The organism is Alkalisalibacterium limincola, from assembly GCF_008017755.1.
In the GTDB taxonomy this organism is placed as follows: domain Bacteria; phylum Pseudomonadota; class Gammaproteobacteria; order Xanthomonadales; family Xanthomonadaceae; genus Alkalisalibacterium; species Alkalisalibacterium limincola.
In genome coordinates this window covers 36,704-62,869 of record NZ_VRTS01000001.1, presented here as the reverse complement: position 1 = coordinate 62,869, position 26,166 = coordinate 36,704, and the positions used below count along the sequence as shown (strand labels likewise).

General features: G+C 69.4%; 20 protein-coding genes. 16 read left to right on the top strand and 4 right to left on the bottom strand.

Annotated features, from left to right (window positions below; all coding sequences use genetic code 11):
- Nucleotides 1–2: 2 nt before the first annotated feature.
- The 11 genes from FU658_RS00260 (at nt 3) to FU658_RS14200 (ending at nt 13,406) form a co-directional block, all read left to right on the top strand.
- Nucleotides 3–1,355 (top strand): DnaJ domain-containing protein, encoded by a 1,353-nt coding sequence (locus tag FU658_RS00260; protein WP_147890280.1) that lies wholly within the window; start codon nt 3–5, stop codon nt 1,353–1,355.
- Nucleotides 1,355–2,554: a hypothetical protein gene (locus FU658_RS00255; protein ID WP_147890279.1), complete on the top strand. Its 1,200-nt coding sequence runs from the start codon at nt 1,355–1,357 to the stop codon at nt 2,552–2,554. Before FU658_RS00260 ends, FU658_RS00255 begins: the two co-directional genes overlap by 1 nt.
- Nucleotides 2,544–3,137 carry a hypothetical protein gene (locus FU658_RS00250; RefSeq protein WP_147890278.1) on the top strand — a complete coding sequence of 198 codons (594 nt, stop codon included), beginning with the start codon at nt 2,544–2,546 and terminating at the stop codon, nt 3,135–3,137. The genes FU658_RS00255 and FU658_RS00250 overlap by 11 nt, the downstream gene beginning before the upstream one ends.
- Before the next feature lie 31 nt (nt 3,138–3,168).
- A complete protein-coding gene (locus FU658_RS00245) occupies nt 3,169–3,672 on the top strand; it encodes a hypothetical protein (protein WP_147890277.1) in 504 nt (167 codons plus the stop codon).
- Between the two features lie 82 nt (nt 3,673–3,754).
- Nucleotides 3,755–5,251, top strand: a complete 1,497-nt coding sequence (locus FU658_RS00240; protein ID WP_147890276.1) for an O-antigen ligase family protein — start codon at nt 3,755–3,757, stop codon at nt 5,249–5,251.
- Nucleotides 5,229–5,771, top strand: a complete 543-nt coding sequence (locus FU658_RS00235; protein WP_147890275.1) for an RDD family protein — start codon at nt 5,229–5,231, stop codon at nt 5,769–5,771. The genes FU658_RS00240 and FU658_RS00235 overlap by 23 nt, the downstream gene beginning before the upstream one ends.
- A 631-nt stretch (nt 5,772–6,402) precedes the next feature.
- Nucleotides 6,403–7,656: a hypothetical protein gene (locus FU658_RS00230; RefSeq protein ID WP_147890274.1), complete on the top strand. Its 1,254-nt coding sequence runs from the start codon at nt 6,403–6,405 to the stop codon at nt 7,654–7,656.
- Nucleotides 7,657–7,770: 114 nt separating this feature from the next.
- On the top strand, nt 7,771–8,919 hold the full coding sequence (locus FU658_RS00225; RefSeq protein ID WP_147890273.1) for an MraY family glycosyltransferase: 1,149 nt from the start codon (nt 7,771–7,773) through the stop codon (nt 8,917–8,919).
- 96 nt (nt 8,920–9,015) lie between these two features.
- Complete coding sequence (locus tag FU658_RS00220; RefSeq protein WP_147890272.1) at nt 9,016–10,671, top strand: FMN-binding glutamate synthase family protein; 1,656 nt, start codon at nt 9,016–9,018, stop codon at nt 10,669–10,671.
- 147 nt (nt 10,672–10,818) lie between these two features.
- Nucleotides 10,819–11,571: a collagen-like protein gene (locus FU658_RS00215; protein ID WP_222708320.1), complete on the top strand. Its 753-nt coding sequence runs from the start codon at nt 10,819–10,821 to the stop codon at nt 11,569–11,571.
- A 14-nt stretch (nt 11,572–11,585) separates the two neighbouring features.
- The gene (locus FU658_RS14200; protein ID WP_187265832.1) at nt 11,586–13,406 is read left to right on the top strand and encodes a DUF7151 family protein; all 1,821 of its coding nucleotides are present in this window, start codon (nt 11,586–11,588) and stop codon (nt 13,404–13,406) included.
- A 90-nt stretch (nt 13,407–13,496) separates the two neighbouring features.
- Here the strand turns inward: FU658_RS14200 and arsC are convergent, their stop codons facing one another.
- Nucleotides 13,497–13,847: an arsenate reductase (glutaredoxin) gene (gene arsC / locus FU658_RS00205; RefSeq protein WP_147890271.1), complete on the bottom strand. Its 351-nt coding sequence runs from the start codon at nt 13,845–13,847 to the stop codon at nt 13,497–13,499.
- A gap of 168 nt (nt 13,848–14,015) precedes the next feature.
- Between arsC and FU658_RS00200 the strand changes: the two genes are divergently transcribed.
- The 3 genes from FU658_RS00200 (at nt 14,016) to FU658_RS00190 (ending at nt 19,011) form a co-directional block, all read left to right on the top strand.
- Nucleotides 14,016–16,472 carry a DEAD/DEAH box helicase gene (locus tag FU658_RS00200; RefSeq protein ID WP_147890270.1) on the top strand — a complete coding sequence of 819 codons (2,457 nt, stop codon included), beginning with the start codon at nt 14,016–14,018 and terminating at the stop codon, nt 16,470–16,472.
- Between the two features lie 158 nt (nt 16,473–16,630).
- The gene (locus FU658_RS00195) at nt 16,631–17,524 is read left to right on the top strand and encodes a ribonuclease H-like domain-containing protein (protein WP_255505331.1); all 894 of its coding nucleotides are present in this window, start codon (nt 16,631–16,633) and stop codon (nt 17,522–17,524) included.
- 68 nt (nt 17,525–17,592) lie between these two features.
- Nucleotides 17,593–19,011 carry a UDP-glucose dehydrogenase family protein gene (locus tag FU658_RS00190; RefSeq protein ID WP_147890268.1) on the top strand — a complete coding sequence of 473 codons (1,419 nt, stop codon included), beginning with the start codon at nt 17,593–17,595 and terminating at the stop codon, nt 19,009–19,011.
- 25 nt (nt 19,012–19,036) lie between these two features.
- Here FU658_RS00190 and FU658_RS00185 read toward each other — a convergent pair whose 3' ends face one another.
- Complete coding sequence (locus FU658_RS00185; protein ID WP_222708319.1) at nt 19,037–21,289, bottom strand: YCF48-related protein; 2,253 nt, start codon at nt 21,287–21,289, stop codon at nt 19,037–19,039.
- Between the two features lie 304 nt (nt 21,290–21,593).
- Between FU658_RS00185 and FU658_RS00180 the strand changes: the two genes are divergently transcribed.
- Both FU658_RS00180 and FU658_RS00175 read left to right on the top strand, forming a co-directional pair.
- Nucleotides 21,594–23,024 carry an MBL fold metallo-hydrolase RNA specificity domain-containing protein gene (locus FU658_RS00180; protein ID WP_147890266.1) on the top strand — a complete coding sequence of 477 codons (1,431 nt, stop codon included), beginning with the start codon at nt 21,594–21,596 and terminating at the stop codon, nt 23,022–23,024.
- 188 nt (nt 23,025–23,212) lie between these two features.
- A complete protein-coding gene (locus tag FU658_RS00175) occupies nt 23,213–23,797 on the top strand; it encodes a hypothetical protein (protein ID WP_147890265.1) in 585 nt (194 codons plus the stop codon).
- Nucleotides 23,798–23,823: 26 nt separating this feature from the next.
- Here FU658_RS00175 and FU658_RS00170 read toward each other — a convergent pair whose 3' ends face one another.
- Both FU658_RS00170 and FU658_RS00165 read right to left on the bottom strand, forming a co-directional pair.
- The gene (locus FU658_RS00170; RefSeq protein WP_147890264.1) at nt 23,824–25,434 is read right to left on the bottom strand and encodes a beta propeller repeat protein; all 1,611 of its coding nucleotides are present in this window, start codon (nt 25,432–25,434) and stop codon (nt 23,824–23,826) included.
- 140 nt (nt 25,435–25,574) lie between these two features.
- The gene (locus FU658_RS00165) at nt 25,575–26,162 is read right to left on the bottom strand and encodes a hypothetical protein (protein ID WP_187265831.1); all 588 of its coding nucleotides are present in this window, start codon (nt 26,160–26,162) and stop codon (nt 25,575–25,577) included.
- Nucleotides 26,163–26,166: the final 4 nt, after the last annotated feature.

Sequence of the window (26,166 nt, the reverse complement as noted above, 5' to 3'; positions counted from 1 at the left end):
CGATGGGCCCGGGCGCGCTTGAAACCGCGCTGGCCCTGTACCAGGCTCCGTCGCTGGCCGCCGCCACGCGGCTGCGGCCGGTGCCCGGGGACGTGTTCGAAGTCATCCGCATCGCCGCCGGCGACGGCGAAGCCATCGATGCCGCCGTGGCGCGCAGCGGGGTCGAGGCCACCGTCGTGTGCGAGGCCGCGCAGCTCTACCTCAAGCACGTGCTGTTCGATCCCGATGCCGACCATTACCGGGTGCTCGGGGTGGCGCCCGATGCCGACAGCGCGCAGATCCGCGAGCACCGGCGCTGGTTGCTGAAATGGCTGCACCCCGACCGGGCCGACGAGTGGGATGCCGTGTACGCCGCCCGGGTGCAGCAGGCCTGGCAGCAATTGCGCGATCCAGCGCGTCGAGCGGGTTACGACGAGGACATCGCCGACGCGGACGACTGGGTCCCGGCGATGGCGGGGCAGGCATTGCGTCCGGTGTGGACCGCCAAGGCGCTACCGGCCGAGGACAGGGCATCGCCGTCTCGGCGCGGCGCCGCGTGGATCACAAGCGCGCTCGTTTCTGTTGTGGCGCTTGGTGCGGCGTGGTCGATGTGGGGACCCGGTGGGCCCGGTGGAACCGTTCCCGGGTACCCGACGGGAACATCACCCGCGGCGGCGCAAGGCCCGTACGTGCTTGAGCGCGTGCCCTGGGTGGAACCGGGTGCCGGGGCGACTGCCGAGGCCGAGGTTGAAACCGTGGCGACCCGGGTCGAGCACCCGCCCCGGGAGCACCCCACGCCCAGCGCGCAGCCGAGGCCACCCGCAAGGGAAGCGGCCACGACCACGCCACCCGCCAACCATGCATCGCCCGTCTTTTCGCGTCCAACGCCGGCGGCCAGCAGGCCTGCCGATCCCAGGCCGGCCGAGCCGGCCGAGCCGATGGCTTCCGTGGCAATGGATCCGGTCGCGCCCGCGTCTGCCGTCCCCGCACCCCGGTCGCCGACGACCGGCCGCATCGATCCCGACGCCATCGAGGCGGCCATGTCCGGGTTCCGGAATGCCTACGAGCGCGGCGATATCGAGGCCCTGATGGCAGTGTTCACCGCTGACGCACGCAACCGGCGGGGCGGGCGCGAAGCGATCCGGCAGGACTATGTCGGCCTGTTCCGGTCCTCCCGCCAGCGGCGCCTGCAATGGCACTCGATGCAATGGCAGGCCGACGCGGACCACGCGCGGGGCGAAGGCGGATTCGTCGCCAGCATCACGCCCCGGCGCGGCGCCACCAACACCGTGCGCGGCCGGGTCCGGGTGGAAGTGGTGCAGCAGGGCGGGCAGGCCCGCATCCGCGAGTTGTGGCACGAGGACCAGGTTCCCTGATGCGCACTGGCATTCAATCCGCGCTTGGCGTGGTCGTGGTCGGCGTTGCCCTGGCGGTGGGCGTGGCGCTGCTCGTGCGCGGCCCCGGACTCGGAAGCGACGCGCAGGTGGCGTCGGCCCGTGCGGCCCTGGCCGCGGGCCAGCTGGACGCCGCGCAGGCGGGGGCACGTGCCGCGCTGGGCCAGGATCCCACCAGCGTGGACGCACTGGTGGTGCTGGCCGAAGTGGCGATCGCCCGGGACGACCTGGAGGCTGCGCAGGCGCTGCATGGCGAGGCGGCGCGACGCTCGCAGCGGGCGGTGACGAGCCACGCATGGCTGGCCTCCCGTCTCGGGGGGCAGGGCGATGTCGCCGGGGCGCTGCACCATGTCGACGTGCTGCTGCGCGGACACTTCAATCTTCGCGACTCCCTGTACCCGGCGCTGGCGCAATTGCTCGATTCGGCTGCCGGTGTCGAGGCCCTGGCCGGCCGCCTGGCCGAGGCGCCCGCCTGGCGCCTGGGCTTCCTGAGCCATGTCGGGCGCGATGCGGACACCCGCAGCGAAGCGGTGCTGGCGCTTTACTCGGCCCTGGAGCACACCCCCAACCCGCCCACGCTGCAGGAGCGGCAGCCGCTTTTGCAGCGGCTGGTGGGCGAGGGGCGATATCGCCAGGCCTGGCTGATGTTCGTCGCGACGCTCGACGGCCCGGGCATCGCCGAACTGGGGAACGTGTTCAACGGGGGGTTCGAGCTCGACAGCAGCGGGTTGCCGTTCGACTGGCAGTTCGGCCGCGTGGCGGGTGCCGTGATCGAGCAGGTGCAGGCCGTGGACGACGACGGCGAGCGCAGCCGCCGGCTGCGCATCGAGTTCCTCAACCGCCGCGTCCCCTTCAACCACGTCGGCCAACTGCTGTTGCTGGACCCGGGCGAGTACCGGCTGGAAGGTCGGGTCAGGCTGGAATCCCTGGCCAATCCACGCGGGTTGCAATGGGTCATCCACTGCGCGCCGGCGCCGGGGACGGAGCTGCTGCGCAGCGAACGCTTCAGCGGCACCCGGGCGTGGGGCCGCTTCGGCGAGGAGTTCAGCGTGCCTGCCGAGGGCTGCGAGGCGCAGTGGTTGCGGCTGCAGATACCCGCCCGCATCGACTCCGAGCGGCAGGTTTCCGGCCGCGCCTGGTTCGATGCGATCGCCATCCATCGCGCCGCACGTGCTGAATGAACCCCACTCCACGACTTTTTCTGGGCGCTGTGTCGTTGTTTGGGCAGGTCGCAGCCCGTATGCTGTGCGAGTGAAATCCCATTCCATTGGATCGCCCATGCGCATGAAAGCACTGCCCACCCTGCTGGTTGCCGCCCTTTTCGCTGCGTCGTCCGTTTCCGCATCGGAAGCGACGGCCCCCGAAGCGGTGCTTACCGACATCGAAGGCAACGTCCTGGTGAACCAGGGCGAGCGCTTCGTCAGCGTGCATGAGGCCACCGCACTGAAGGCCGGTGACCGCGTTCTGGTCATGACCGGTGCCAGCGCCGGCCTGGTCTGGGCCGATGGCTGCGAAATGCCGCTGGTCGCCGAATCGATGCTCAGCATCGGCGCGGAGTCTCCGTGCATGGGAACCACTGCGGAAGTCACGCAGCTTGGGCCGATGGTGGCGCAGGCCGTTGCGGACACCGGCGTGGCTGGCCAGCACACCGCCGATACCGAAAATTACACTTGGCTGATCCTGGGTGGCGTGGGCCTCGTCGCGGTGCTTGCCGCGTCCGGTGGCAGCAGTTCCACCCCGCCGCCGCCGCCGGTCAGCCCCTGATCCACCTGTTGCATCCAACCAAGGAGGGTTCATGAAGAACTCGCTCATCTCCGGGGCTGTTGCCCTTGCCCTGTTTTCCAGTGTTGCCGTTGCCGGCGATGCAGGCGAGCAGGCCACCAAGGCCCCCCAGGCCTCCTTGCTGGGCATCGAAGGCACCGTGCTGGTCAACACCGGCGAGCGCTTCGTGAACACCCGCGATGACACGCAGCTGGCCGCGGGCGACCGCGTGCTGCTGATGAACGAGGCCAGTGCACAGCTGCTGTTCGCCGATGGCTGCGACGTGTCGCTGCAGGCCGAGTCGATGATCACCATCGGCGAAGCTTCGCCGTGCGCCGGCCAGGAGCTCGAGGTCAACCGCGTCGGCCCGATGACCGCCCAGGCCATGGGTGCCAGCGGCGCGACGACCACCCGCGCTCCAGACACCACTGCCTGGGTCGTGTTCGGCAGCGGTGCCGCAGCGATCGCCTACCTGATCATCGACGGCGACCTCACCATCACCGAGTCCACCGTCCCGCCGCCGCCGGTCAGCCCCTGATCCTGGCGCGGTGCGCACACCGGGCCCTTCCCCAGCGATGGGGGAGGGCCTTTTCCATGTAGGCCCCCCGTGAGTCCTTCCCGTGCTGCCTGACTTCCTCCGCACCCGAACGCCCTGGCCCCTGGTGGCCGGCGTGGCGGCGCTGTTGTTGCTGGCGCTGCTGCTGGGGGGTGGCACGCGGCAGGGCCTGGCGGGCGACTTCGTCGTGCAGTTGGCGGCGTTGCCGCTGCTTGCCTGGGGCCTGCTGGCGCTGGTGCGCGGCGAGCGCCGGCGCGAGTGGCGCTGGCCGCTGGCCCTGCTGGCCGCCATCTTCCTGCTGCCGCTGCTGCAGTTGCTGCCCTTGCCGCCGGCGCTGTGGACCCGCTTGCCCGGACGGGAGGCACTGGAGGCGGGTTTTGCCGCCGCCGGCATGGAGCTGCCATGGCTGGCCTGGTCGGTGTCGCCGCAGGCCACCTGGCACGCCTGGAGTTTCCTGCTGCCTGGCGCGGCGGTGTTCCTGGCCAGCCTGCAGCTCGACAACCGGGCGCGCCGGCTCATCACCCTGGGCCTGCTGGTCTTCGCGGTGCTGGCCGTGGCCATCGGCCTGGCCCAGCTGATGGGCGGGCGCGACAGCGCGCTGTACTTCCACGACATCACCAACCGCGGCAGTTCGGTCGGCTTCTTCGCCAACCGCAACCACCACGCCGCCTTGCTGTACACGCTGCTGCCGCTGGCCGCGGCCTGGGCCATCGGCAGCCTTCACGACGAGCGGCCCGGGCGGGTGCTGGCGGTCGCCCTGTGCCTCGTGCTGGGCGTGGTGCTGATGCTGGGGCTGGGCATGGCGGTGTCGCGCGCCGGCCTGCTGCTGGCCATGCTGGCCGGCGTGGGCATCCTGTTCATGGCCTGGCAGGGCGGCGGTGCGCGGCGCGGGGTCGCGGCCCGGGCCGTGCTGACCATGGGCGTGGTCGGCGTGGTGCTGGTGGTGCAGTTCGGCCTGTTCGGCATCCTGCAGCGGCTCGAGCGCGACCCGATGGAGGACTACCGCTTCGAGATCGCCTCGGTGGTGGGCGAGGTGGCCCGGGCCCATGCGCCCTGGGGCACCGGCCTGGGCACCTTCGTGCCGGTGTACGCGGCCAATGAGCCGGCCGAGGTGATGCTGGGCGCCTACGTCAATCGGGCGCACAACGACTGGCTGGAGTTGTGGCTGGAGGCGGGGGTGGCGGGCCTGGCGCTGGCGGGTGCGTTCGTGGCGTGGTGGCTGTGGGCCTCGATCCGGGTGTGGCGCAACCGGGCCGGGCGGGGGGTCGCGCATCGCGCCCCGCTTCGCATCGGCGCTCGACGCCGGCCTGGCGCGCGCCGCATCGCTGGGCGTGGGCCTGCTGCTGCTGCATTCGCTGCTCGACTACCCGCTGCGCACCACCGCGCTGGCCTGCGTGTTCGCGCTGCTTTGCGCACTGTTGCTGCGTGCGGCGCCCGAGGCACGCGACCCGCCCCGCTGAGGCGTTCCGGCAGTTTCTCCACCAGCCGCCGGGCCACCCCGCGTTCAGGCGTTCCGGGCACCGGGCTGGCACACTGCCATGCATCGCCCGCCGCCCGCTGAAGCCGTGTCCAGACGCTGGTTCTACCTTCGTGATGATCAGGCGCACGGCCCCTTCGCCGAGTCGGAGATCCGTGCCCGGCTTCGCCGTGGCCAGCTGGCCACCGACACCCGCGGCTGGCACGAGGACGCCGAGGGCTGGCTGCCCCTGCCACGGTTGCTCGAACACGCCGCCCAGGACACGGCGCCGGGGCAGGGTGCCCGTCGCCGCTGGGACGATGCCGCGCCGCATCCGGTGCGCCGCTACCTGGCGCGGCTGGTGGACATCGGCGCGTTCGGGCTGCTGGCCATGTCGGCGCTGTTTTTGGTGCTGTATGCCGCGGCTCCGGAAACCGGCGTGCGTTTCACCGAGGCGCTGGGCTCCACCGGCGGCCGCACCGTGGACCTGCTGCTGACCGTCGTGCTCAGCAGCCTGCTGGCCGCGCTGCCGCTGGGCCTCACCGGCAGCACGCTGGGGAAATGGCTGTTCGGCATCCGCGTGGTCGATGCGACGGGCACCCCATCGGCGTGGCCCTGGCCTTGAAGCGGGAGCTGCGGGTGTTGTGCCAGGGGCTGGCCGCTGGCCTGCCGGTGGTGTCGCTGATCACGCTGGGCCTGGCCTACCGCCGCCTGGTGCGGGTCGGGCGGACGCGCTGGGACGAGGACCTCGACCTGCACGTCAGGCACGGCCACTGGGCCTGGCGCAGGGACTGCTGGCCGTGGCCGGGCTGGTGGCGGTGGCGGCGCTGTTCGTGGTGCAGCGCGGATGAGCGAGCCCTGCTGGCACGTGCGATCGCCGCGCGGCCGCTGGGGCCCGCTGCGCGATGGCGATGTCCGCGAGGGCGTGCGCCTGGGCCGCTTCGGTCCCGGTGCGCTGGCCTGGCGGCGTGGCCTGCCCAGCTGGCAGCCGCTGGTCATGCACTTCCCGCCGTTGCCGCGGCGCTCGGACACCTGGAAGCTGGTGGCCGGGCTGGCCGGCGTCGGCGTTCTGGGCGCGGCCAGCGTGGGCCTGCACCTCACCGGCCTGGAGCGCTTCGGCAGCCTGCGGCTCGGGCTGGCGGTGTGGGGCGCCACCTTGCTGGTGCTGCTGCCGCTGGCGTTCTGGGTGGCGTGGCGCGGCTGGCGTCGGCCCGTCGCCTGCAACCCTTCCGGCCACTGGCGGCGCGCCCCAGCGCATGGCCTCGCTGGTGGTGCTGATGCTGGCCGCCGGTGTCGCCCTGGTGCAGGCGGTCACCATGCCGGTGCTCTATCCCACCTTGCTGCTGCGCGAGGGATTCCGCGACTACCGCATCGAGGTGGTCGACGACGGCGATGGCCGGCAACTGCAGGTAGCCGGATTGATCGGGCCGGGTTTCAGCCAGTCCCTCTCGCAGGCACTGGCTGCCAGCCCCGGCGTACACACCGTGGTGCTGTCCAGCCCGGGTGGCCTGGTCGACGAAGCCCTGCTGGGCGCGGGCGTGCTGCACGGGGCCGGGGTGACGGCCATCGCCCGGCGCGAATGCGACAGCGCCTGCGTCATCCTGCTGCTGGGTGCCCAGCGGCGCCTGGCCGACTGGGACCTGGCCCTGGGCCTGCACGCGGTCAGCGACCTGCGCCGCGATGTCGCCGATGCCGGCCAGCCGGCGGTGGAAAACATGGCCGAACGCGCCTGGAACTTCATGCGCGCGCAGGGCATACCGCAGGCCGTGCTGGACGAGGCCGAGGGCTACCAGGCCAACGAACTGCTGCCGGTGCCGGCCATCGACCTGGTCGAGGCCGGGGCGCTGCACGGGTTGACCGATGGCGGCCGCCGCGAAGTGCCGGTCGAGGAGGGCAAGTGGCGCTTCCTCGAGGGCCTCTACGCCTGGCGCGACCCCGACGACCCGGTGGCCGCCCTGATGGCCCTGGTGCGCGACTCCCGCCCCGGCCTGATGCAGCGCTGGGCCGAGCCGATCCACTCGGCCTGGGCCGCCCAGGCCATGGGCCAGGCGGGTGAGTTCATCGGCCGCTTCGCCGGCGACGTGTTCACCGACGCGCTGCGCTCCGCCGACGACCATGCCGTCACCGCCTACTACCGCAGCACCCTCGACACCCTGCAGCAACTCGGCAGCGACGGGCGCTGGCAGGACTGCCAGGCGCTGGCCGAGGGCTGGCCGTGGCCGGAGCGCGGCGGTTCCGAGGCCGGGCAGGTGCGTGGGCAGCTGGCGGCGGTGCTGGCGCTGGCGGAATCGGCGGCCGAACAGCAGTGGCAGGTGCGCCCGTTGCCGGAGGGCGCCGAACGCGACGGGCAGGCCCTGCTGGCCGGCACCCTGCACCAGGTGGCCGGCCGCCACGCCAACGACCCGCGCCGCCGCTGCGAGGGCCATGTCGCCGTCTACCGCGCGCTCATGGCGGTGTCGCCGCACGAGGCCGCACCGGTGCTACGCTGGCTCGGGGGCGCGGAGAACTGACGCAGGCTGAATGTAAACCCCCAGTAAACCTAGAAAAATTCAGAGTGAAGAGGCCGACACGGACACAGTTCTGGCCTCTGCCGGGCGTTACCATGCACGCGCCCGCATCCCTTCATGGAACGATCACCCAGGGGTTTCACGTTGTTCGTCACGATTGGTCTCGAGTTCACCGCTGTCCTGGTGCTCACCTCATTGCTGATCTGGCTGTTCAATCCGGTGGCCCACCGGATCGGGTGGCTGGACCGTCCTGCCGGTCGCAAGGACCACGGCACGCCGACCCCGTACCACGGCGGCCTGGCCATGTACGTCGCCCTGGTGGTCGTGGTGCTCACGCTGGTCAACCCGCACCCGCCGATGCGCGCGCTCATGCTCGCCTCGGGCCTGCTGGTGCTGGTCGGCCTGCTGGACGACATGTTCGACGTGCGCTGGTACCTGCGCATCCTCGCCCAGGTCTTCGCCGCGCTGATCCTTGTTTACGTCGGTGGCGTGCAGATCGCCCAGATCGGTCCGGTGTTCGGCCTGCAGCCCATGTCGCTGGGCGTGCTGTCGGTGCCGTTCACCGTGTTCGCCACGGTCGGCCTCATCAACGCGCTCAACATGTCCGACGGCGTCGACGGCCTGGCCGGCATGCTGTCGCTGGCGGCGCTGCTGATGCTGGCCGCCGCGGCCTACTACGCCGGCAACGAGCGCCTGGTGCATGGCCTGGTCATGATCTCCGCGGCGGTCACCGCTTTCCTCGTGTTCAACCTTCGCCGCCCCGGCCAACGCCGGGCCAAGGTGTTCATGGGCAATGCCGGCAGCGCCTTCCTGGGCCTGGTCATCGCCTGGGCCGCCTTCCGCCTCACCCAGAATCCGGGGCACCCGGTCAGCCCGGTGCTGGCCCCGTTCCTGATCGCGCCGCCGGTCATCGACTGCCTGGTGCTGATGCTGCGCCGCCTGGTCAACGGCCGCTCGCCGTTCTCGGCCGACCGCGGCCACATGCACCACTACATGGTCGATGCGGGTTTCAGCGTCACCACCGCGGTGTTCGTCATCACCGCGTTCTCGTTGCTGCTCGGCGGCGTGGCCGCGCTGGCCCTCAAGGCGGACCTGCCCTATCCCCTGTTCGTGGTGGCGTTCCTGTCGATGACGGTGGGCTGGTACTGGCTGACCGCCCGCCGCGAACGCGCGGTGCGCGCACTGCATGCGTTGCACGAGGGGCTGGTGGCGTTGCCCGTGCTAGGCCGCGTGATCCCCGCGCTGGAGCAGCCGCGCTCGTCCTGAGCCGCCACTGCCGCTACCCTTGGCGGTCGATGCTGGGCGGGAGAGGACATTGCGAGGATTCATCATCCGCAACGCGGGCCTGTTGATCGCGGCGGCATGCTGGGCGGCGGCCTATGGCTGCTCACCACCGCCGGCACCGCCGGGGCCTGGGGCTGGGTGCTGGTCGTGGCCGGGGGCCTGGGCCTGCTGGTCGGCGCCCGCGATCTGGCCCAGGCGCACCGCTCGGTGCTGCGCAACTATCCGCTGATCGGGCATGCGCGCTACCTGATGGAGGCCATCCGCCCGGAGATGCGCCAGTACTTCATCGAGGACGACCACGACGAGGTGCCGTTCTCGCGCCACCAGCGCGCCATCGTCTACCAGCGCGCCAAGGACGAGTTGCAGACACGCGCCTTCGGCACCGACCGCGACGTGTACGGCGACGACTACGAATGGATCAACCATTCCATGGCGCCGACCCGCATCGAGTCGCGCGACTTCCGCATCACCATCGGCGCCGGCCGCGCCCAGCCCTACGACGCCAGCGTGTTCAACATCTCCGCGATGAGCTTCGGTTCGCTGTCGGCGAACGCCATCCTGGCCCTGAACGCCGGCGCGAAGCGTGGCGGGTTCTACCACGACACCGGCGAGGGCTCGATATCGCGCTTCCACCGCGAGCACGGCGGCGACCTGGTCTGGGAGATCGGCACCGGCTACTTCGGCTGCCGCAACGACGATGGCAGCTTCAACGAGGAGCGCTTCCGCGAGAACGCCTGCGAACCGCAGGTGAAGATGATCGAGCTCAAGCTCAGCCAGGGGGCCAAGCCGGGGCAGGGCGGCATGCTGCCGGGCGCGAAGGTGACCGAAGAGATTGCGCAGGCACGCGGCGTGCCGGTGGGCGAGGACGTCTATTCCCCGGCCTGGCACGGGGAGTTCGACACCCCGATCGGCCTGCTGGAGTTCATCGACCGCCTGCGCCGTCTCTCGGGCGACAAGCCCACCGGCTTCAAGCTGGCCATCGGCCACCCCTGGGAGTGGCTGGCCATCGCCAAGGCCATGGTGCAGACCGGCATCGAGCCGGACTTCATCGTCGTCGACGGCGGCGAGGGCGGCACCGGGGCGTCGCCGCTGGAGTTCAGCGACCACGTCGGCGTGCCGCTCAAGGAAGGCCTGATGCTGGTGCACAACACGCTGGTGGGGCTGGACCTGCGCGGCAGGATCCGCATCGGCGCGGCCGGCAAGGTCATCACCGCCTTCGACATCGCGCGCACGCTGGCCATCGGTGCGGACTGGTGCAACTCCGCGCGTGGCTTCATGTTCGCGCTGGGCTGCATCCAGTCGCGCTCGTGCCACACCGACCATTGCCCCACCGGCGTGGCCACCCAGGACCCCACCCGCCAGCGTTCGCTGGTGGTCACCGACAAGTCCGCCCGGGTGCAGCACTACCACCGCAACACGATGGAGGCGCTGCGCCAGCTGCTGCAGGCCGCCGGCGTGGCCCACCCGGACGACCTGGCGCCGGAGCACATCATCCGCCGGGTGTCGCAGACCGAGGTGCATTCGCTGGCCCGGCTGTACCCGCGGCTGCAGCCCGGCGAGCTGCTGGACGGGCGCGAGAGGCAGACCCGCCACGAGGTCTTCGACCGCTACTGGCGGCATGCGCGGGCGGAGGCCTTCACCGCCCCGGACGGGGTGGTCTCGATCCGGCGGGAGACGGCGGCGCGGGGTGAATGCGAAAAAGTCTGGGGCAGTTCACGTCATTTATTGACCTGAATTTGAAAAGCGTGACGTGGCTCGCAGACTTGCAGGGCAGGAAGGGAGGCAGAAAAACCCCTCGATGTGAATAGTTCCCCAATGGCGATGCTGACTGGCACGTAAATTGCCTTGGTCTGTGGAACTTCAACGCCGTAGGGGGTTCCCGTGTCGCGATCGTTTCTGCTCCGTCCGCTCTTCATTGCCTGCGCCGGTCTGTTCGCGGGTGCCGCCTCCGCCGCCGAGTCCCCCAGCATCATCGGGGTCACCACGCTGCACGACGACAATGCGCTGGTCATCCTGGCCGAGGGCCTGAACGCCTCGCGCATGCACACCCGGGTATGGCTGGGCGCCGACGGCGGGCCGGGTGACATCACCGGCAAGTGCCGCTTCAACGGAACCGGGGAGCAGACGGAAGTGCTGTGCGCGTTCCCCGAGGGGCTGCCGGCCGCCGGCACCTACCTGCTGCGCATCGCGAACCTGCGCAATGGCCTGGAACTCAACCACAGCCTGACGCTGGGCGCGACGGGTCCGCAGGGCCCGGAAGGCCCGATGGGGCCGGAAGGCCCGATGGGCCCGCAGGGCGAGACCGGTCCGGCCGGCCCGCAGGGTCCGCAGGGCCCGGCCGGCGCGCAGGGTCCGCAGGGCGCGCAAGGCCCGCAGGGTCCGGTCGGTCCGCAGGGCGACACCGGCCCGCAGGGTGCTCCGGGTGCGCAGGGCCCCATCGGGCCGATGGGCGCGGCGGGTTCCGCCGGTCGCAGCTCGCTGGTGCGCATGGAGCAGGTCGCAGCCGGCTCCACGTGTCCGCAGGGCGGACTGCGCTTCCTGTCCGGTCGCGATGCCGACGGTGACGGCGTCCTCGACGCGGCCGAGGTCGACCAGAACGTCGTGCTGTGCGGCGGTCGTCCGGCCAGCCTGTGATGAGGACCCCCAACATGAAGACGTCAATGACGAGGGCCTCGCTGGGCCTGGCCTGCGCACTGGCCCTGGCGGCGCCGGGGCTGGCGCTGGCTGCCGATCCGCAGGTCCGGGGCGCGGTGGCGCTGCACGAGTACGACACGCTGGTGGTGTTCGCCAGCGGGCTGGGCGACTACGCCGGCGACATCCAGGTCCGCCTGGGCAGCGTCGATGGCTGGATCGACCTGGACGGCCTGTGCGATGCAGGCACGCTGGTGGCCGGTGAAGCGCAGATCCAGTGCCGCTTCCCCGGTGGCCTGCCGTCGGAAGGTGACTACGTCATCGAAGTGGCGACCCAGTCCGGCCTGGCCACCAGCCAGTTGCCGATGAGCATCGGTGCACCCGGTCCGGTGGGTCCGCAGGGTCCGCAGGGACCGCAGGGCCCCCAGGGTCCGGTCGGTGCCGCAGGTCCGGTGGGTCCGCAGGGCGAGGCCGGTGAAACCGGTGCCCAGGGCCCGCAGGGCGCGCAGGGCGAAATCGGTGCGCAGGGCGCGGCCGGTGTCGACGGTGCGGCTGGCGACATCGGCATCGCCGGCGAGCGCGGCGTGGCGGGTGCCATGGGTGCGCAGGGTGAAGCCGGCGTGGCCGGTGCACCGGGCGCAGAGGGTGCGGCAGGTGAGGCGGGCCCGAAGGGTCCGGCCGGCGCGGCCGGCGCTCCCGGCGAGGCCGGTCCGCAAGGCCCGCAGGGCCCGCAGGGTCCGGCCGGTGCCGACGCGGGCGTGCCGCTGCTGGCCCACTCGGTCATCCCGGCCGGCACCACCTGCAAGCTCGGTGGCACCGCGGTGGCTGCCGGCATCGACCTCAACGGCAACGGCGTGCTGGACCCCGAGGAAGTGCAGTCCACGGGCAACCTGTGCCACGCACCGGGCTGGACGCAGCCGCTGGCCTTCGCCAGTTGCGGCACCACGGGGCGCTTCGGCCCCACGCAGGCGGCCTGCGATGCCGCCTACACCGACACCGACCTGGAAGGCGAGGTGGAAGTGGTCGGTGGCATCCAGCGCTGGACGGTGCCGCACACCGGCACCTACCGCATCCAGGCCGAAGGCGCCCAGGGTGGCTACATGGGCAGCGTCATCGCCGCCGGTGGCCTCGGCGCGCGGGTCAGTGGCGAAGTGGTGCTGGAAGCCGGCGACGTGGTCGAGATCCTGGTCGGCCAGTCGGGCTGGCTGGGCAGCATCACCGAGGCCGGCGCCGGTGGCGGCAGCTTCGTGGTGCTCAACGGCGAGCCCCTGTTCGTTGCCGGTGGCGGTGGTTCGCACGGCGGCTGCGGCACGGACTCCTCGCAGTTCTCGCGCGGCTCCGGCGGGTCGGCCGGCACCAGCGGCCTGATCGGCCGGGCCTTCAGCCCAACGCTTGATGGCGGTGCCGGTGGCAGCGACGGGTCTGGTGGTGCGGCGATGACCGACCAGTTCCCCGGCGGTGCCGGCGGTGGCTTCAGCGGCGACGGCCAGTACGGTACGCGCACCTCGTGGGCCTGCCATGACGTGACCGGCGGACAGGGCTACACCGGCCTGGATGCCAACGGCATGCGCACGGCTGGTGGCAAGTCCTTCCTTGCCGGCGGCGTGGGTGGGCGTGGTTGCTACCACCGCACGCAGGGCCAGGGCGGCTTCGGCGGCGGTGGCGGTGGCGGTGGTTGCGGCGGAGCCGGCGGCGGTGGCTACTCCGGCGGTGGCGGCGGTCGCTCCGACCGCGGCGGCGGCGGTGGTGGCGGCTCGTTCAACATCGACCCGCAGGGCACCACCGAAGCAGCGGTGCGCACCGGCCACGGCCGCGTCAGCATCGACCTCGTCTACTGAGTGGCGTCCCGCGTCCGCGCGGGAACACCCAGGTGATCGAAAGCGCACCCTTCGGGGTGCGTTTTTCGTGGTGGCATCGGCGCAGCAGTGCTAGAGGATCTCCAGCACCTTCTCCGGCGGCCGGCCGATCACGGCGCGCTCGCCGTTGACGAACACCGGCCGCTCGATCAGCTTCGGGTGCGCCACCATCGCCGCCACCAGCGCGGCTTCCGACAGCGATTCGTTGTCGAGTCCCAGGTCGCGGTACTCCGGCTCCTTCGTGCGCATCAGGTCGCGCGGGCCCACGCCCAGCTTCTTGAGCAGCGTGCGCAGCGTGGCGGAATCCGGCGGCGACTCCAGGTACTTCACCACCTCCAGCTCCACGCCCTCGGCTTCCAGCAGCGCCAGTGCCTCGCGCGATTTCGAGCAGCGCGGGTTGTGGTAGATCACGGGCTTGCCCATGGTGCCTCCGTGGCGGGTGGGCCTTCCAGTATACGGCGAGGGCCGGGCCACCCCGTCGCGCTGTTCGGGTGGCGGACAGGTGCACCGGGGGCGGCAGGGCGGCGGGCGTCTCACTTGGTGAGACCCCCGCGGGCCACGCTGCGCTTCCGCCCTTGCTCCGGAGCCCGCATGGCCGCGCCTGCCCCCACGATCCATCCCCCGGCCACCGTCCCGCCCGCCACCACCCCGGCCTGGCCGGTGCCCGGTGCCCACGCGCTGCCGGCGCGGCTCGACGGCCAGGCGCTGGCCACGAAGCTTCAGCGCAAGTACCACGACCGCATCACCGGCGTGATCACCGTGCCCGGCCGCGAGGGGCGCATGGCCCCGCTGCCCACCGACTTGCCCACCCCGCTGGCGCGGGCGCTGGCCAGCCGCGGGGTCGGCCAGCTCTACAGCCACCAGGCCGAGGCCTGGCAGGCGGTGGCCGAGGGCAAGCACGTGGTCGTCGTCACCCCGACCGCCTCGGGCAAGACGCTGTGCTACACGCTGCCGGTGGCCACCGCGGCCATGCGCGACCGCGGCAAGGCGCTGTACCTGTTCCCCACCAAGGCGCTGGCGCAGGACCAGGTGTCGGAGTTGCTGGAGCTCTCGCGTGCCGGCAACCTGGGCCTCAAGGCCTTCACCTTCGACGGCGACACCCCGGGCGACGCGCGCCAGGCCATTCGCCTGCACGGCGACATCGTGGTGTCGAACCCGGACATGCTCCACCAGGCCATCCTGCCGCACCACACCAAGTGGGCGCAGTTCTTCGAGACCCTGAAATACATCGTCATCGACGAGATCCACAGCTACCGCGGCGTGTTCGGCTCGCACCTCACCAATGTGCTGCGGCGCCTGAAGCGCGTGTGCGCGTTCTACGGCGCCAACCCGCAATTCATCCTGTGCTCGGCCACCATCGGCAACCCGCGCGAACACGCCCAGGCGCTGATCGAGGCCGACGTGCATGCCATCACCGAATCCGGCGCGCCCAGCGGCGACAAGCACGTGCTGCTGTGGAACCCGCCGGTGGTGAACCCCGACCTGGGCCTGCGCGCCTCGGCGCGCTCGCAGTCCAACCGCATCGCCCGTCTGGCCATCCGTGCCGGGCTCAAGACCCTGGTGTTCGCCCAGAGCCGCACGATGGTCGAGGTGCTGACCAAGTACCTCAAGGACGTGTTCGATTCCGACCCCCGCAAGCCACCGCGCATCCGCGCCTACCGCGGCGGCTACCTGCCCACCGAGCGCCGCGCGGTCGAGAAGACCATGCGTGCCGGCGACGTCGATGGCATCGTCTCCACCTCGGCGCTGGAACTGGGCGTGGACATCGGCGCGCTCGATGTCGTCATCCTCAACGGCTACCCCGGCTCGGTGGCGGCCACCTGGCAGCGCTTCGGCCGCGCCGGCCGCCGGCAGCAGCCCAGCCTCGGTGTCATGGTGGCGTCCAGCGCGCCGCTGGACCAGTACCTGGTCCGCCATCCCGAATTCTTCGAAGCGGCCAGCCCCGAACACGCCCGCATCGCCCCGGACCAGCCGCTGGTGCTGCTCGACCACATCCGCTGCGCCGCGTTCGAGCTGCCGTTCCTGGAAGGCGAGCGCTTCGGCCCGATCGACAGCGCCCCGTTCCTGGAAGTGCTGGCTGAAAGCGGCGTGCTGCACGGCGAGGGCGGGCGCTGGGAATGGATCGCCGACAGCTACCCGGCCAACGCGGTGAACCTGCGCAGCGTGGCCGACGGCAACTTCGTCGTGGTCGACCGCAGCGACGGCCGCCAGCAGATCATCGCCGAGGTGGACTACTCCGCTGCCGCACTCACCTTGTACGAGGGCGCCATCCACATGATCCAGTCCACCCCCTACCAGGTGGAGCGGCTGGACTGGACCGGGCGCAAGGCCTTCGTCACCCGCACGCACGTGGACTACTACACCGACGCGATCGACTACACCAAGCTCAAGGTGCTCGAGCAGTTCGACGGCACCAATGCCGGCCAGGGCAGCGCCCGGCACGGCGAGGTGCATGTGGTACGGCGGGTGAGTGGTTACAAGAAGATTCGCTTCTATACCCATGAAAACATTGGATATGGTCCGGTGAACCTGCCCGACCAGGAGTTGCATACCACCTCGCTGTGGTGGCAGCTGCCGCAGGACGTGCTGGAGGGCGCCTTCGCCAGCCGCCAGCAGGCGCTGGACGGCTTCCTGGCCGCCGCGCACGCGCTGCACCTGGTGGCCACGGTGTCGGTGATGGCCGAGGCGCGCGACCTGCAGAAGGCGGTCGGCAGCAGCGACGGCGCCTGGTTCGCCAGCGGCGATGCCGGCGGCCGCGGCCAGCTGCGCGGCACCGACGGCCAGCCCGGCGTCCCCGACGCGATGGACAGCTTCAAGCCGACCATCTACCTGTACGACAACTACCCTGGCGGCATCGGCCTGAGCGAGCCGCTGTACGTGCGCCGCGCCGAACTGCTGCAGCGCGGCCGCGAACTGGTCGAGCAGTGCGACTGCCGCGGTGGCTGCCCGGCCTGTGTCGGCCCGGTGCTGGCGGTGGAGGAGGGGCGCGATGCCGCCGACGCCCCGAAGGCGCTGGCCGCGCGCGTGCTCGCACTGCTGGGCGCCTGAGCATGCTGGCGGAAAAGCTACGTCGGCTGAGCCGGCAGGCCGGAGGCGGGGATCGGTCCGTCGCGCAGTCGTTGGGCCCAACGGCTGGTCGACGCGAGCCCTCGGCAGGCACGAGTGGCCATGGATCCGCCGGCGCCGAGGGCGTATCGGGCGGCGTCGTGGGCCGCCCCAACGGGCTGGTCGATATCGATGCGCTGCGCAGGCTGATCGCACAGCGCGAGCGCACGCCGGTCGGCCGGGCAGACGCCCAGGGCAGGGTGCCGCCAGCGCCGGGTTCGGCGTCGTCCACAGGCAGTGCAGCCGGGGTCGGCATCTGCCGCGCGAGACGCATCGATCCGGTCCTGCCCGGCATCGAGCTCAGCCCCGGCCTCCACCTGGTCGAGCGCACCTACGCCTGGCCGGCGCCACCCGAGGCCATCGACACCACGTTCGCGGGCCCGCGCTGGATCGGTCCAGCCGAACTGGCGCCTTCGCAGTTGCTGCACTTCGACACCGAAACCACCGGCCTGGCCGGCGGCACCGGCACCCGCGCCTTCATGATCGGCGCCGGCGACTGGCTGGCGGATGGCCGGCTGCGGATGCGGCAGCTGATGATTACAGCGCTGTCAGCCGAGCGCACGATGCTGGACGTGTTCGCCAGCTGGATCACCCCGGAAACAGTACTGGTCAGCTACAACGGCAAGAGCTACGACGCCCCGCTGCTCAACACCCGGTACCGCCTGGCGCGGCGTCGCAGCCCGTTGCCGGAACTGCTGCACCTGGACCTGCTGCACCCCACCCGGCGCATGTACCGCAGTGTCTGGCCGAACTGCCGCCTGGCCACCGCCGAGCACCGCCTGCTGGGCGTGGTGCGCGAGGACGACCTGCCCGGCAGCGAAGCCCCCGGCGTGTGGCTGCGCTACCTGCGGGCCCGCACCGCACGCCCGGACTCACCCCCGGATGCCACCGACCTCAAGCGCGTGCTGGCGCACAACGACCAGGACATCCGCAGCCTGGCGGGGCTGACATCCCGTCTGGCAGCCCACTGTCACGAGAGCGTCGTCCAGTCGTAATCGAAGCGTCCCGAACAGCGCCTAGCGTAAGCAGTCAACGCACCCCCGCGTTGCGATGCGAGCGCACCATGGACCAGCACAGCGGCGTCACCCTGTTTGGAACCGGCTACGTGGGCCTGGTCACTGGCACGTGCCTGGCCGAGGTGGGGCACCACGTCACCTGCGTCGACGTGGATGCGCAAAAGGTCGAGGGCCTGTGCCGCGGCGAGATCCCGATCCACGAGCCGTGCCTGGCGCCGATGGTGGCGCGCAACCTGCGCGAGGGGCGGCTGGCCTTCACCACCGACGCCCCCGCGGCGCTGCAAGGCGCCGGCATCGTCTTCATCGCCGTCGGCACTCCGCCCAACGAGGACGGCAGTGCCGACCTGGGCCACGTGCTGGACGTGGCGCGCACGATTGGCCAGCAGGTCACGCACCCGGTGATCGTGGTGAACAAGTCGACCGTGCCGGTGGGCACCGCCGATCGCGTGCGTGAAGTCATCCACTTCCACCTGCGCCAGCGCGGGTTGGTGTTCGACGTGGAGGTGGTGTCGAACCCGGAGTTCCTGAAGGAGGGCGCTGCGGTGGCCGACTGCATGAAGCCCGACCGCATCATCCTCGGCACCCGCAGCGGCCTGGCCGCCGCGGCGCTAAAGCGCCTGTACGCGCCGTTCAACCACAAGCACGAGCGCATCCTGGTCATGGACGAGCGCTCGGCCGAACTGACCAAGTACGCCGCCAACGCGATGCTGGCCACGAAGATCAGTTTCATGAACGAGGTGGCGAACATCGCCGAGCGCATGGGGGCGGATGTCGAGGCGGTGCGCCGCGGCATCGGCTCCGACCCGCGCATCGGCTACCAGTTCATCTACCCGGGCATGGGCTACGGCGGCTCGTGCTTCCCGAAGGACGTCAAGGCGCTGGCACACATGGCACGCAGCAACGGCTACGCGCCCGACCTGCTGGCGGCGGTGGACGGCGTGAACCGGCGGCAGAAGTCGCGCCTGTTCCAGCACATCCAGCGCCACTACGACGGCGCACTCGCCGGGCGAACCTTTGCGCTGTGGGGGCTGGCGTTCAAGCCCAACACCGACGACATGCGCGAGGCGCCCAGCCGGGTGCTGATCGAGCGCCTGGTGGCCGCAGGTGCGCGTGTGCGCGCCTACGATCCCCAGGCCGGCGACCACGCACGGACCCTGTTTGCCGACGAGCCGCAGGTGGAGGTGTGCAACAGCGCCGCCGACGCCCTGGAGGGCGCCAACGCTCTCGCGCTGGTCACCGAGTGGAAGCAGTTCTGGCGCCCGCGGCTCGACCACCTGCACGCTGCGCTCTCCGATCGCGTCATCTTCGACGGGCGCAACGTGTTCGAGCCGTGGGAGGTCGAGGCCGCCGGGTTGGCGTACCACGGCATTGGCCGAGGGCGCAGTGTCAGCACCAAGGCACCAGCGGGAGTACCGGTCGCGGGCGCGCCCTGCGCGTCGCGACCGGTCAGGCTCAACAGGGCTTGAGCCATACCGTCAGCGCCCGGGTACGCTAGTGGGTCACTGTCGAGGAGCAGGACTGGCGACCGGCGTTGCACACAGTCCAGGCCGACGTTCCACTACCGCCAAGATTGAGCAAAGTCGTTCGGAACTGTCCAGCGTTTTCTACGGTGGCAACGCGTGCGCCATCCTTCCAAATGTCCACCGAACTGGCTCCGCCGATCCATGCCAGTTCGACACGCGATCTCATGTGCGAACGGAGAGTCGTTGCTTCAAGCATTCGTGGCTTTTCAGGCCCCGACCGCACATCTGGGTTGAACCAGAGCCCGTTGACCGTTGCTGCGTAAAGCCCCGCTTCCGTGGTCCTCAACGCGTTCACCTGATCGCCAACCAATCCAAGCCCCTGATTAAATGGTTGGAACGTCTCGCCAGCATCGAGTGAGCGCAGCATCTCACCAAGTCGATTCCCGACTACGATCGACCCGGGCTCTCCGCCGCATTGCAAAGCAGTGTAGGGGCCTCCGTCCTGCCACGAATTCGGATGGCTCCACCCAGTGGTCACCCAGCTCACTCCGCCGTCGGAACTGCTGAACAGCTTGGTTGTCTGGGAAACGTCGGCAATCAGATAGAGCTCATTGTCTTCGGTTTGACACAGGGCTCCGTGCACGAACGGCGGAGGTCCAGCGGCGGGTTCATCCCAAGTGCGTCCGTCGTCATTGCTCAACACAATCCGCCCGGTGGGGGAGAGGGGCCTGTTCGACCTCTCAAGCGCGATGAATCGAGTAAACCGCGGGTACGAAAGCTTCACCAGGTGATCGATCTGGACTGATTCGGAATCACCTTCGAGAACGGCCTCCCAGCGCAGACCATCGTCACCCGAACGCCAGATGGCAGGCATCCTGGGATGCTGTGAGTTCGATTGGCGATAGCCAGCCAACAAGAGCACTCCAGGCTCCTGACCGAAGTGGACGTCGACCACCTTCCCCAACTCGTCGGAGGGCCATTCAAACCCAACCTCCGACCAACTGCCATCCAACTCGCGTCGAATCAGCACATTTCGCGAAAGCGTATGCATGGTGGCATGGAGTCGTCCCGACGCGTCATACCGCACACGACTTGCCCACAGTTCGTACGCGTGATCCTTGAAGTCCCAGGAGACGCCACCGTCTTGCGAAAGTAGCAGTCGGCTGCGTCCAATCGTCGTCGACTCCGCCGACATCGCCATTCGATGAGGCGCCCCGGCCACCGAGGCGATATCCGTCACAGGCAGCGCGTTGAGCCCCACGCTGCGCCGTTCGAACGAGCCGCCACCGTCTTCACTCACGAAAAGCCCGTCGTTTCCGAGGGCCGCCCACAGTCGCGAGGTGGCTGGATCGAAATGAACCAACCGTATCTGGAGTCCGAACGTGCCGCCGATGCCTGCTGCCCAGGTCAGGCCGGCGTCATCGCTGTAGTGGATTCCCTCGTACTCGGTTGCGATCCAAAGGCGGCGATCATCGTCGGGATCGAAGGTCACGGTGTTGACAGGCGCGTGACTGCTGCCCGCCCACAAGGCTTGAAAAGTCAGTCCCACGTCGTTGCTTGCGAAGAGGCCGGAGTGACTGGAGCAGCAGCGTGGCCCCATGGCAAGAAGCAGTCGACCGTTCTGCCATTTCAAGTCCGAGACGTTGCCGAGCGGCAGGCCACTGCCACCCATGGTCCAAGTGGCGCCATCGTCGGTGGTGATCCATACCCGGGTTTGTTGGCCAGAGTTGCTGGTGGCCGCCACCGCAACGGTTCCCAGTTCCTGATGGGAGACTGCAATCCGATGGATGTAGAAGCCCTCCGGCATCGGGGGCGTGACATCGTTCCATTCACTGAAGTCCTGGGCGACCCGTAGGACTTCGCTTTCGGGAAAACGCCCGGTCCGAATCCACAGGTCGCCTTGTCCGTCATCACGGAAATCGACCTGGCTGTAGTGATACATGAAGCTGCCAATGGGATCCATCGAATGACTCGACCAGGTCTGGCCGCCGTCCTCGCTGTACTCAACCCTTCGGACGCCCAGCGCCAGCAGGTTGCCCTGAGGCGTATAGGCCACATGCAATGTCGGAGCTCGGAACGGCGTGTGCGTCCATTCCTCACCGTCGTTTACCGACAGGTAGGCCGTGTACGCGACCGGGATCTCATCCAGCCCATCGATCGACGCCAGCAAAGCTTCGGGGTTCTGGGGTGAAACAGCGAGCGCGGAAACCGGGGCATAGTCTGGTCCCAGGTAAACCCACGGGCTGTAGCTGTCACCGTCGCCAAGCACCGGGAGTTCCACCGCCGGTGTTGCTTGTTCGATCGACCTCGAGCGCCTCTCGGTCTCGGACGCCGCCTGCGTAGGCCCAAGCAGCAAAGCTGTTCCAGCTGCAAGTACGAGAAAGGTCGGGATCCTGCGAAAGAGTGATGACTGCACGTGGGAATTCCCTGTTTTTGATCGAACAGATCATCCCATGCCCGATATGCGCGAACCGGGACGTAGACCTTGAATCTTTCTCGTTGACCCAAGGCCAAAAGCATCTTTCCGATGCGCCCGACTACGTGACTGCTATCCTCTGCCTCCGAATCACACCGGAGGCTCACGGATGAGCGCGCAGTACCCGCACCTGCAACACCACGGCGCCGTTCGCGGCGTTACCGGTTCCGCCCACCACCTGCACACCGACGCGCGCAACAGCCTGCTGATCGACTGCGGCCTGTTCCAGGGCGAGGACGGCTCGCCCGGCGGTGATGCGAATGCCGATGCGCTGCAGATCGACTTCGATATTTCCACGCTGCGTGCGCTCGTCGCCACGCACGTGCACATCGACCATGTCGGCCGCATCCCGTGGCTGCTGGCGGCGGGTTTTAAAGGCCCGATCCTGTGCAGCGAACCCTCGGCCAAGCTGCTGCCGATCGTGCTGGAGGACGCGTTCAAGCTCAGCTTCACGCGCCAGGCCGCCACGGTGGAACGCTTCGTCGACCTGGTGCAGCAGCGCATCGTGGCGCTGCCCTACGGCAAGTGGCACGAGGTGGCGGGCGAGGGCGGGGCGATGGCGCGCGTGCGGCTGAAGCCGGCCGGGCACATCCTCGGTTCGGCCTACGTGGAAGTCGACGCGCCGACGCCCGATGGCAGCCGCCACCGCTACGTGTTCTCCGGCGACCTCGGCGCGCCGCACTCGCCGATCCTGGCCGCCCCAAAGGCACCGCACGGCTGCGACACGCTGGTCATCGAATCGACCTATGGCGACCGCAACCACGAAGACCGCCGCACGCGACGCCAGCGGCTGGAAGCGGTGCTCGAGCGCGCCCTGCAGGACCAGGGCACGGTCATGGTGCCGGCCTTCAGCATCGGCCGCACGCAGGAGCTGCTGTACGAACTCGAGGACATCATCCACCGCCGCGCCGGCGCGAAGATCCGCGACGGCCTGGCCTGGGACAACCTGCCCGTGGTGCTGGACTCACCGCTGGCCAGCCGCTTCACTGGCGTCTATCGCGAGCTCAAGCCGTTCTGGGATGTCGAGGCGCTCAAGCGGGTCAGCCAGGGCCGCCGGCCGCTGGCCTTCGAGCAACTCATCACCGTCGACAGCCACGCCGACCACCAGCGCATGGTCACCCACCTGGCCCACAGCGGCCGCCCGGCCATCGTCATCGCCGGCAGCGGCATGTGCACCAGCGGCCGCATCGTGAACCATCTCAAGGCGATGCTGGGCGATGCCCGCCACGACGTGCTGTTCGTCGGCTACCAGGGCCGCGGCACGCCCGGGCGCGCGATCCAGCAGCGCGGGCAGGGCGGCTGGGTGGACCTGGACGGCGAGCGCTTCAACATCCACGCCAACGTGGACACGATCGGCGGCTATTCCGCGCACGCCGACCAGAAGGGCCTGCTCAAGTTCGTCACCGGCATGCGCCGTTGGCCTTCCGAGATCCGGGTGGTGCACGGCGACCCGGGGGCGAAGCGGGCGCTGGTTGCGTCCCTACGGAATCGCTACAGCAAGAAGTGCGCGTCGTGTAATTTGATTGTGCCGGACCATTGATGTCTGGATCCGAACAGCCGGCCGATACTTTGATTGGTCCAGAGGGAGAACAGGGCAGAAGGGGAAGCCGGTGCGCTGGTCATCGAGCCGGTGCCAGCGAACCCCTGAACGGCGAGGCTAGATTGATCGCGTGCTCCTGACGCGCCCTGGCGCTCGGGTGTCGGACCACAGGACGAAGCGGGGGCTCTATGACGCGTTGGGGATTTCTGGTTCTTTCGGCTCTGTTGCTGGTGGCGGACATTCCCGCTGCGGCGGGCCTGACGCACGCACCCGACCGGGAGTCCTCCGGCAGGGTCGAAGGCGACATGTCGCCGGCTTCGCCAGTGCGCGCCCACTACGATACCTTTGGTCTGCCGGGTCAGGGATGGGGCGGGAAGTTGGGCGTCATCGTATTCGAGACGGAGGGGCAATACTTCTCGGGTAGTCATGTCGAGCCCCTCCGCCGCTGTCCGGAGGAACCTGCGCTGGAATGCATTGCGTTCGAGGACGTGGAGTTCGCGGTGCCCAGGCAGGGGTTCGAGGTGGGCGCAGAGTGGCAGTTCAATGGCCGGCGCTACGCGGCCAGCGCTCAAACGCATCTGCAAATCCTCGGGGCTGGTTTCGACGTGGTCATCATTGATGCCAGTCGAAACGCTCGTGTTGAGAACGTCTTCTTTTTCAGCCTCGAGCACGGCCTGTTGGCCTACAGCTTCTATCGCGAGAGCATTGCCGTGCCGACCCAGACGTGGTTCCTGCGCAGCCTTCCCGGCCTCCTGGCGACCCGCGTGGACTAAAGAGCACGGCCGGCGGGCCTTCCAGGTCAGTGCGACACCACGTCCGAACACTCCTCGGTGCCCGCATTGCATATCTGCCACTGCAGTTCGAGCGGGCGCAGCGGTGTCAGCATGGAATCGATGAAGCGGCCGGTGTTGGACACCTCGGCGACGCTCGCGCCATTGCGCCGGATCTCCACGCGAGAGCGGCCGCCCTCCCAGGCCAGCCTGGCCAAGGAGCGCATCCGCCCGCTCTCCATCGTCACGCCCAGGCTCGTTGGCGCCTGGCTCGGGCGTGCCAGCGCTGTGTTCACCCACAGGCCGCTGCTGGTGGCCACGTACAGCCCCACGATGGAGGACCGGACGTCGTTGGGCACCACCGGCCCCCAGGTTTCCGTGTCGCCAACCAGTGCATCGAAGCTGTCGCCGCCATCGGTCGACTGCCACAGATTCCCCTGCTGGTCGCCTAGGAAGACCTGTTGAGTGTCCTCGGGGCAGTGGATGCTGGTGAAGGGGGTGCCTGCGGCCTGCAGTGCCGTGGCAGTCCAGGCGCTACGCGACCAGGTGCTACCGGCGTCTTCACTGCGGTAAAGCCGGGGTACGCCGGCTTCCTCCAGCAACAGCCTCACCCGGCCCTCGTCGCCCAGGCAGAGCAGGCCTTCATTCCAGGCCGGAAGGCCGTCGTGCAGTCCGCTCCAGGTCAGGCCGTCATCGTCACTGCCGAACAAACGGCTGTGGCCCTGGCCAAGCGTGCTGGTTTCGTGGGCCAGCAGGCGTACGCCCGTAGCGGTCTCGATTCGCTCCAGTTGGTTGAAGCCCCTGCCGTCGGTCATACCCTCCAGTACGAGGGACCACGCCCCATGGCTTGGATTGTAACGATGGATCCCTGGTTCTCGGGGAGAGAGCTCGTCATCGAAGCGTCGCGCCGACAGCAGCAACGTGCCTGGGTCGCGCCCCAGGGCGAGGTCGAGTGCATCCGTGTAGGCCGCACCGCTGTCCCACGCATGGACCTGCCTTGGCCAGTTGTAGAACGTGCCGGCTGGTCGCCGATAGACACTGAGCGTCTGGCCACTGGCGAAGGCCATGTACATCGCGCCATCGTCGCCGTAGATGGCGCGTGTGGCCGTCCGACCGCTTGGATGGAATGGCAGATGCCAACCCAGCCCGCCGTTGGGCGAGGTCATCGCGTACTTGGCCCGGTTGGGCTCCCGGGCAATCATCAACGCGATCCCTGCCGGATCGCGCGGATCAATGGAAACGGAGGCGCTCGACAGGGTGTTGAGGCCTCGGCTGTGGCGCTCGAACGTCTCGCCACCGTCCTCGCTCATCCACACGCCATAGAACTGGATCGCAACCCACAAGCGCTCCCGCGAGGCGTCGAAGACAACCTTTCCGGCCGAGGAGCGAACCACCCGGTGGTCGCCTCGTTCCAGCGTGTCGCCACCGTCGGTGCTGTGCCACACGCCGGACGGCGTGGCCACCCACAGCCTCGAAGTGTCTCGCGGATCGAAGGCGAGATCGAACGCGCTGGGCCCGCTGTCCCAGTGCAGGAACTTCCATGACGCACCGAGATCGTCGCTGCGGTAGAGCGAGTGGCTGGTGGTGTGGAAGGACGCAACCAGATACAACGAGTCCCCCTGCATCTCGAAGGCGCGCACGTCCGTGTTCCCGATGCCGGTTACCGTCTCGTTCTCCTGCCAGGTGTTCCCTCCGTCCGTGGACACTGCCGTGCGCATGCCGTCGTGTCCCGGCCTTGAGAACACCATGGCCACCAGGCCTGGGGTCGTGGGCGAGGGCGCTATTGCGTGTACGCCTCCGCGGTCGAGCCGGCGGGCGTGACATCGGTCCAGGTCGCATCGAGGTCGTCGATGCGGAACACGCGTAGTTGGAAGTTCTCCTCGCCAGCCACCCAGACCGTGCCGTCAGGGCGGCTGATGGCCATGTGATAGGTGGAAAACGCGGTTCCCGCGCCGGGACGGGGGTGATGGGTCCAGGTGGATGCGCCAGGTGCTTGTGAAAACACGCCGTTACGAGCCACCACGGCGCGACCATCGGCCATGAATCCGACCAGCCCCTGCACATCACGAAGCGGCTCGATGGGCTGCCACTGCTCACCACCCGAGCGTGTTTCGAGCATCTGGCTGTTGTGCGGGATGGTGGAGAACGGTGTGTTTGCGACCAGCATGTGGTCCGGGTCCGTCGGCGAGATCTCGAATTCGACGATCGTTGCCATGTCCGGGCCCAGGTAGGTCCACTGCGAAGCTTCCGCGGCCATGCGCGGCGTGTCCTCCTGCGCCACCACCACCTGCGGGGCAGCAGGCCCGGCTGCCAGGCGTGCGCGGGCATTCGCCCCGTCCGTTGCGGCGGCCAGGGCCAGCACCATCATCCAT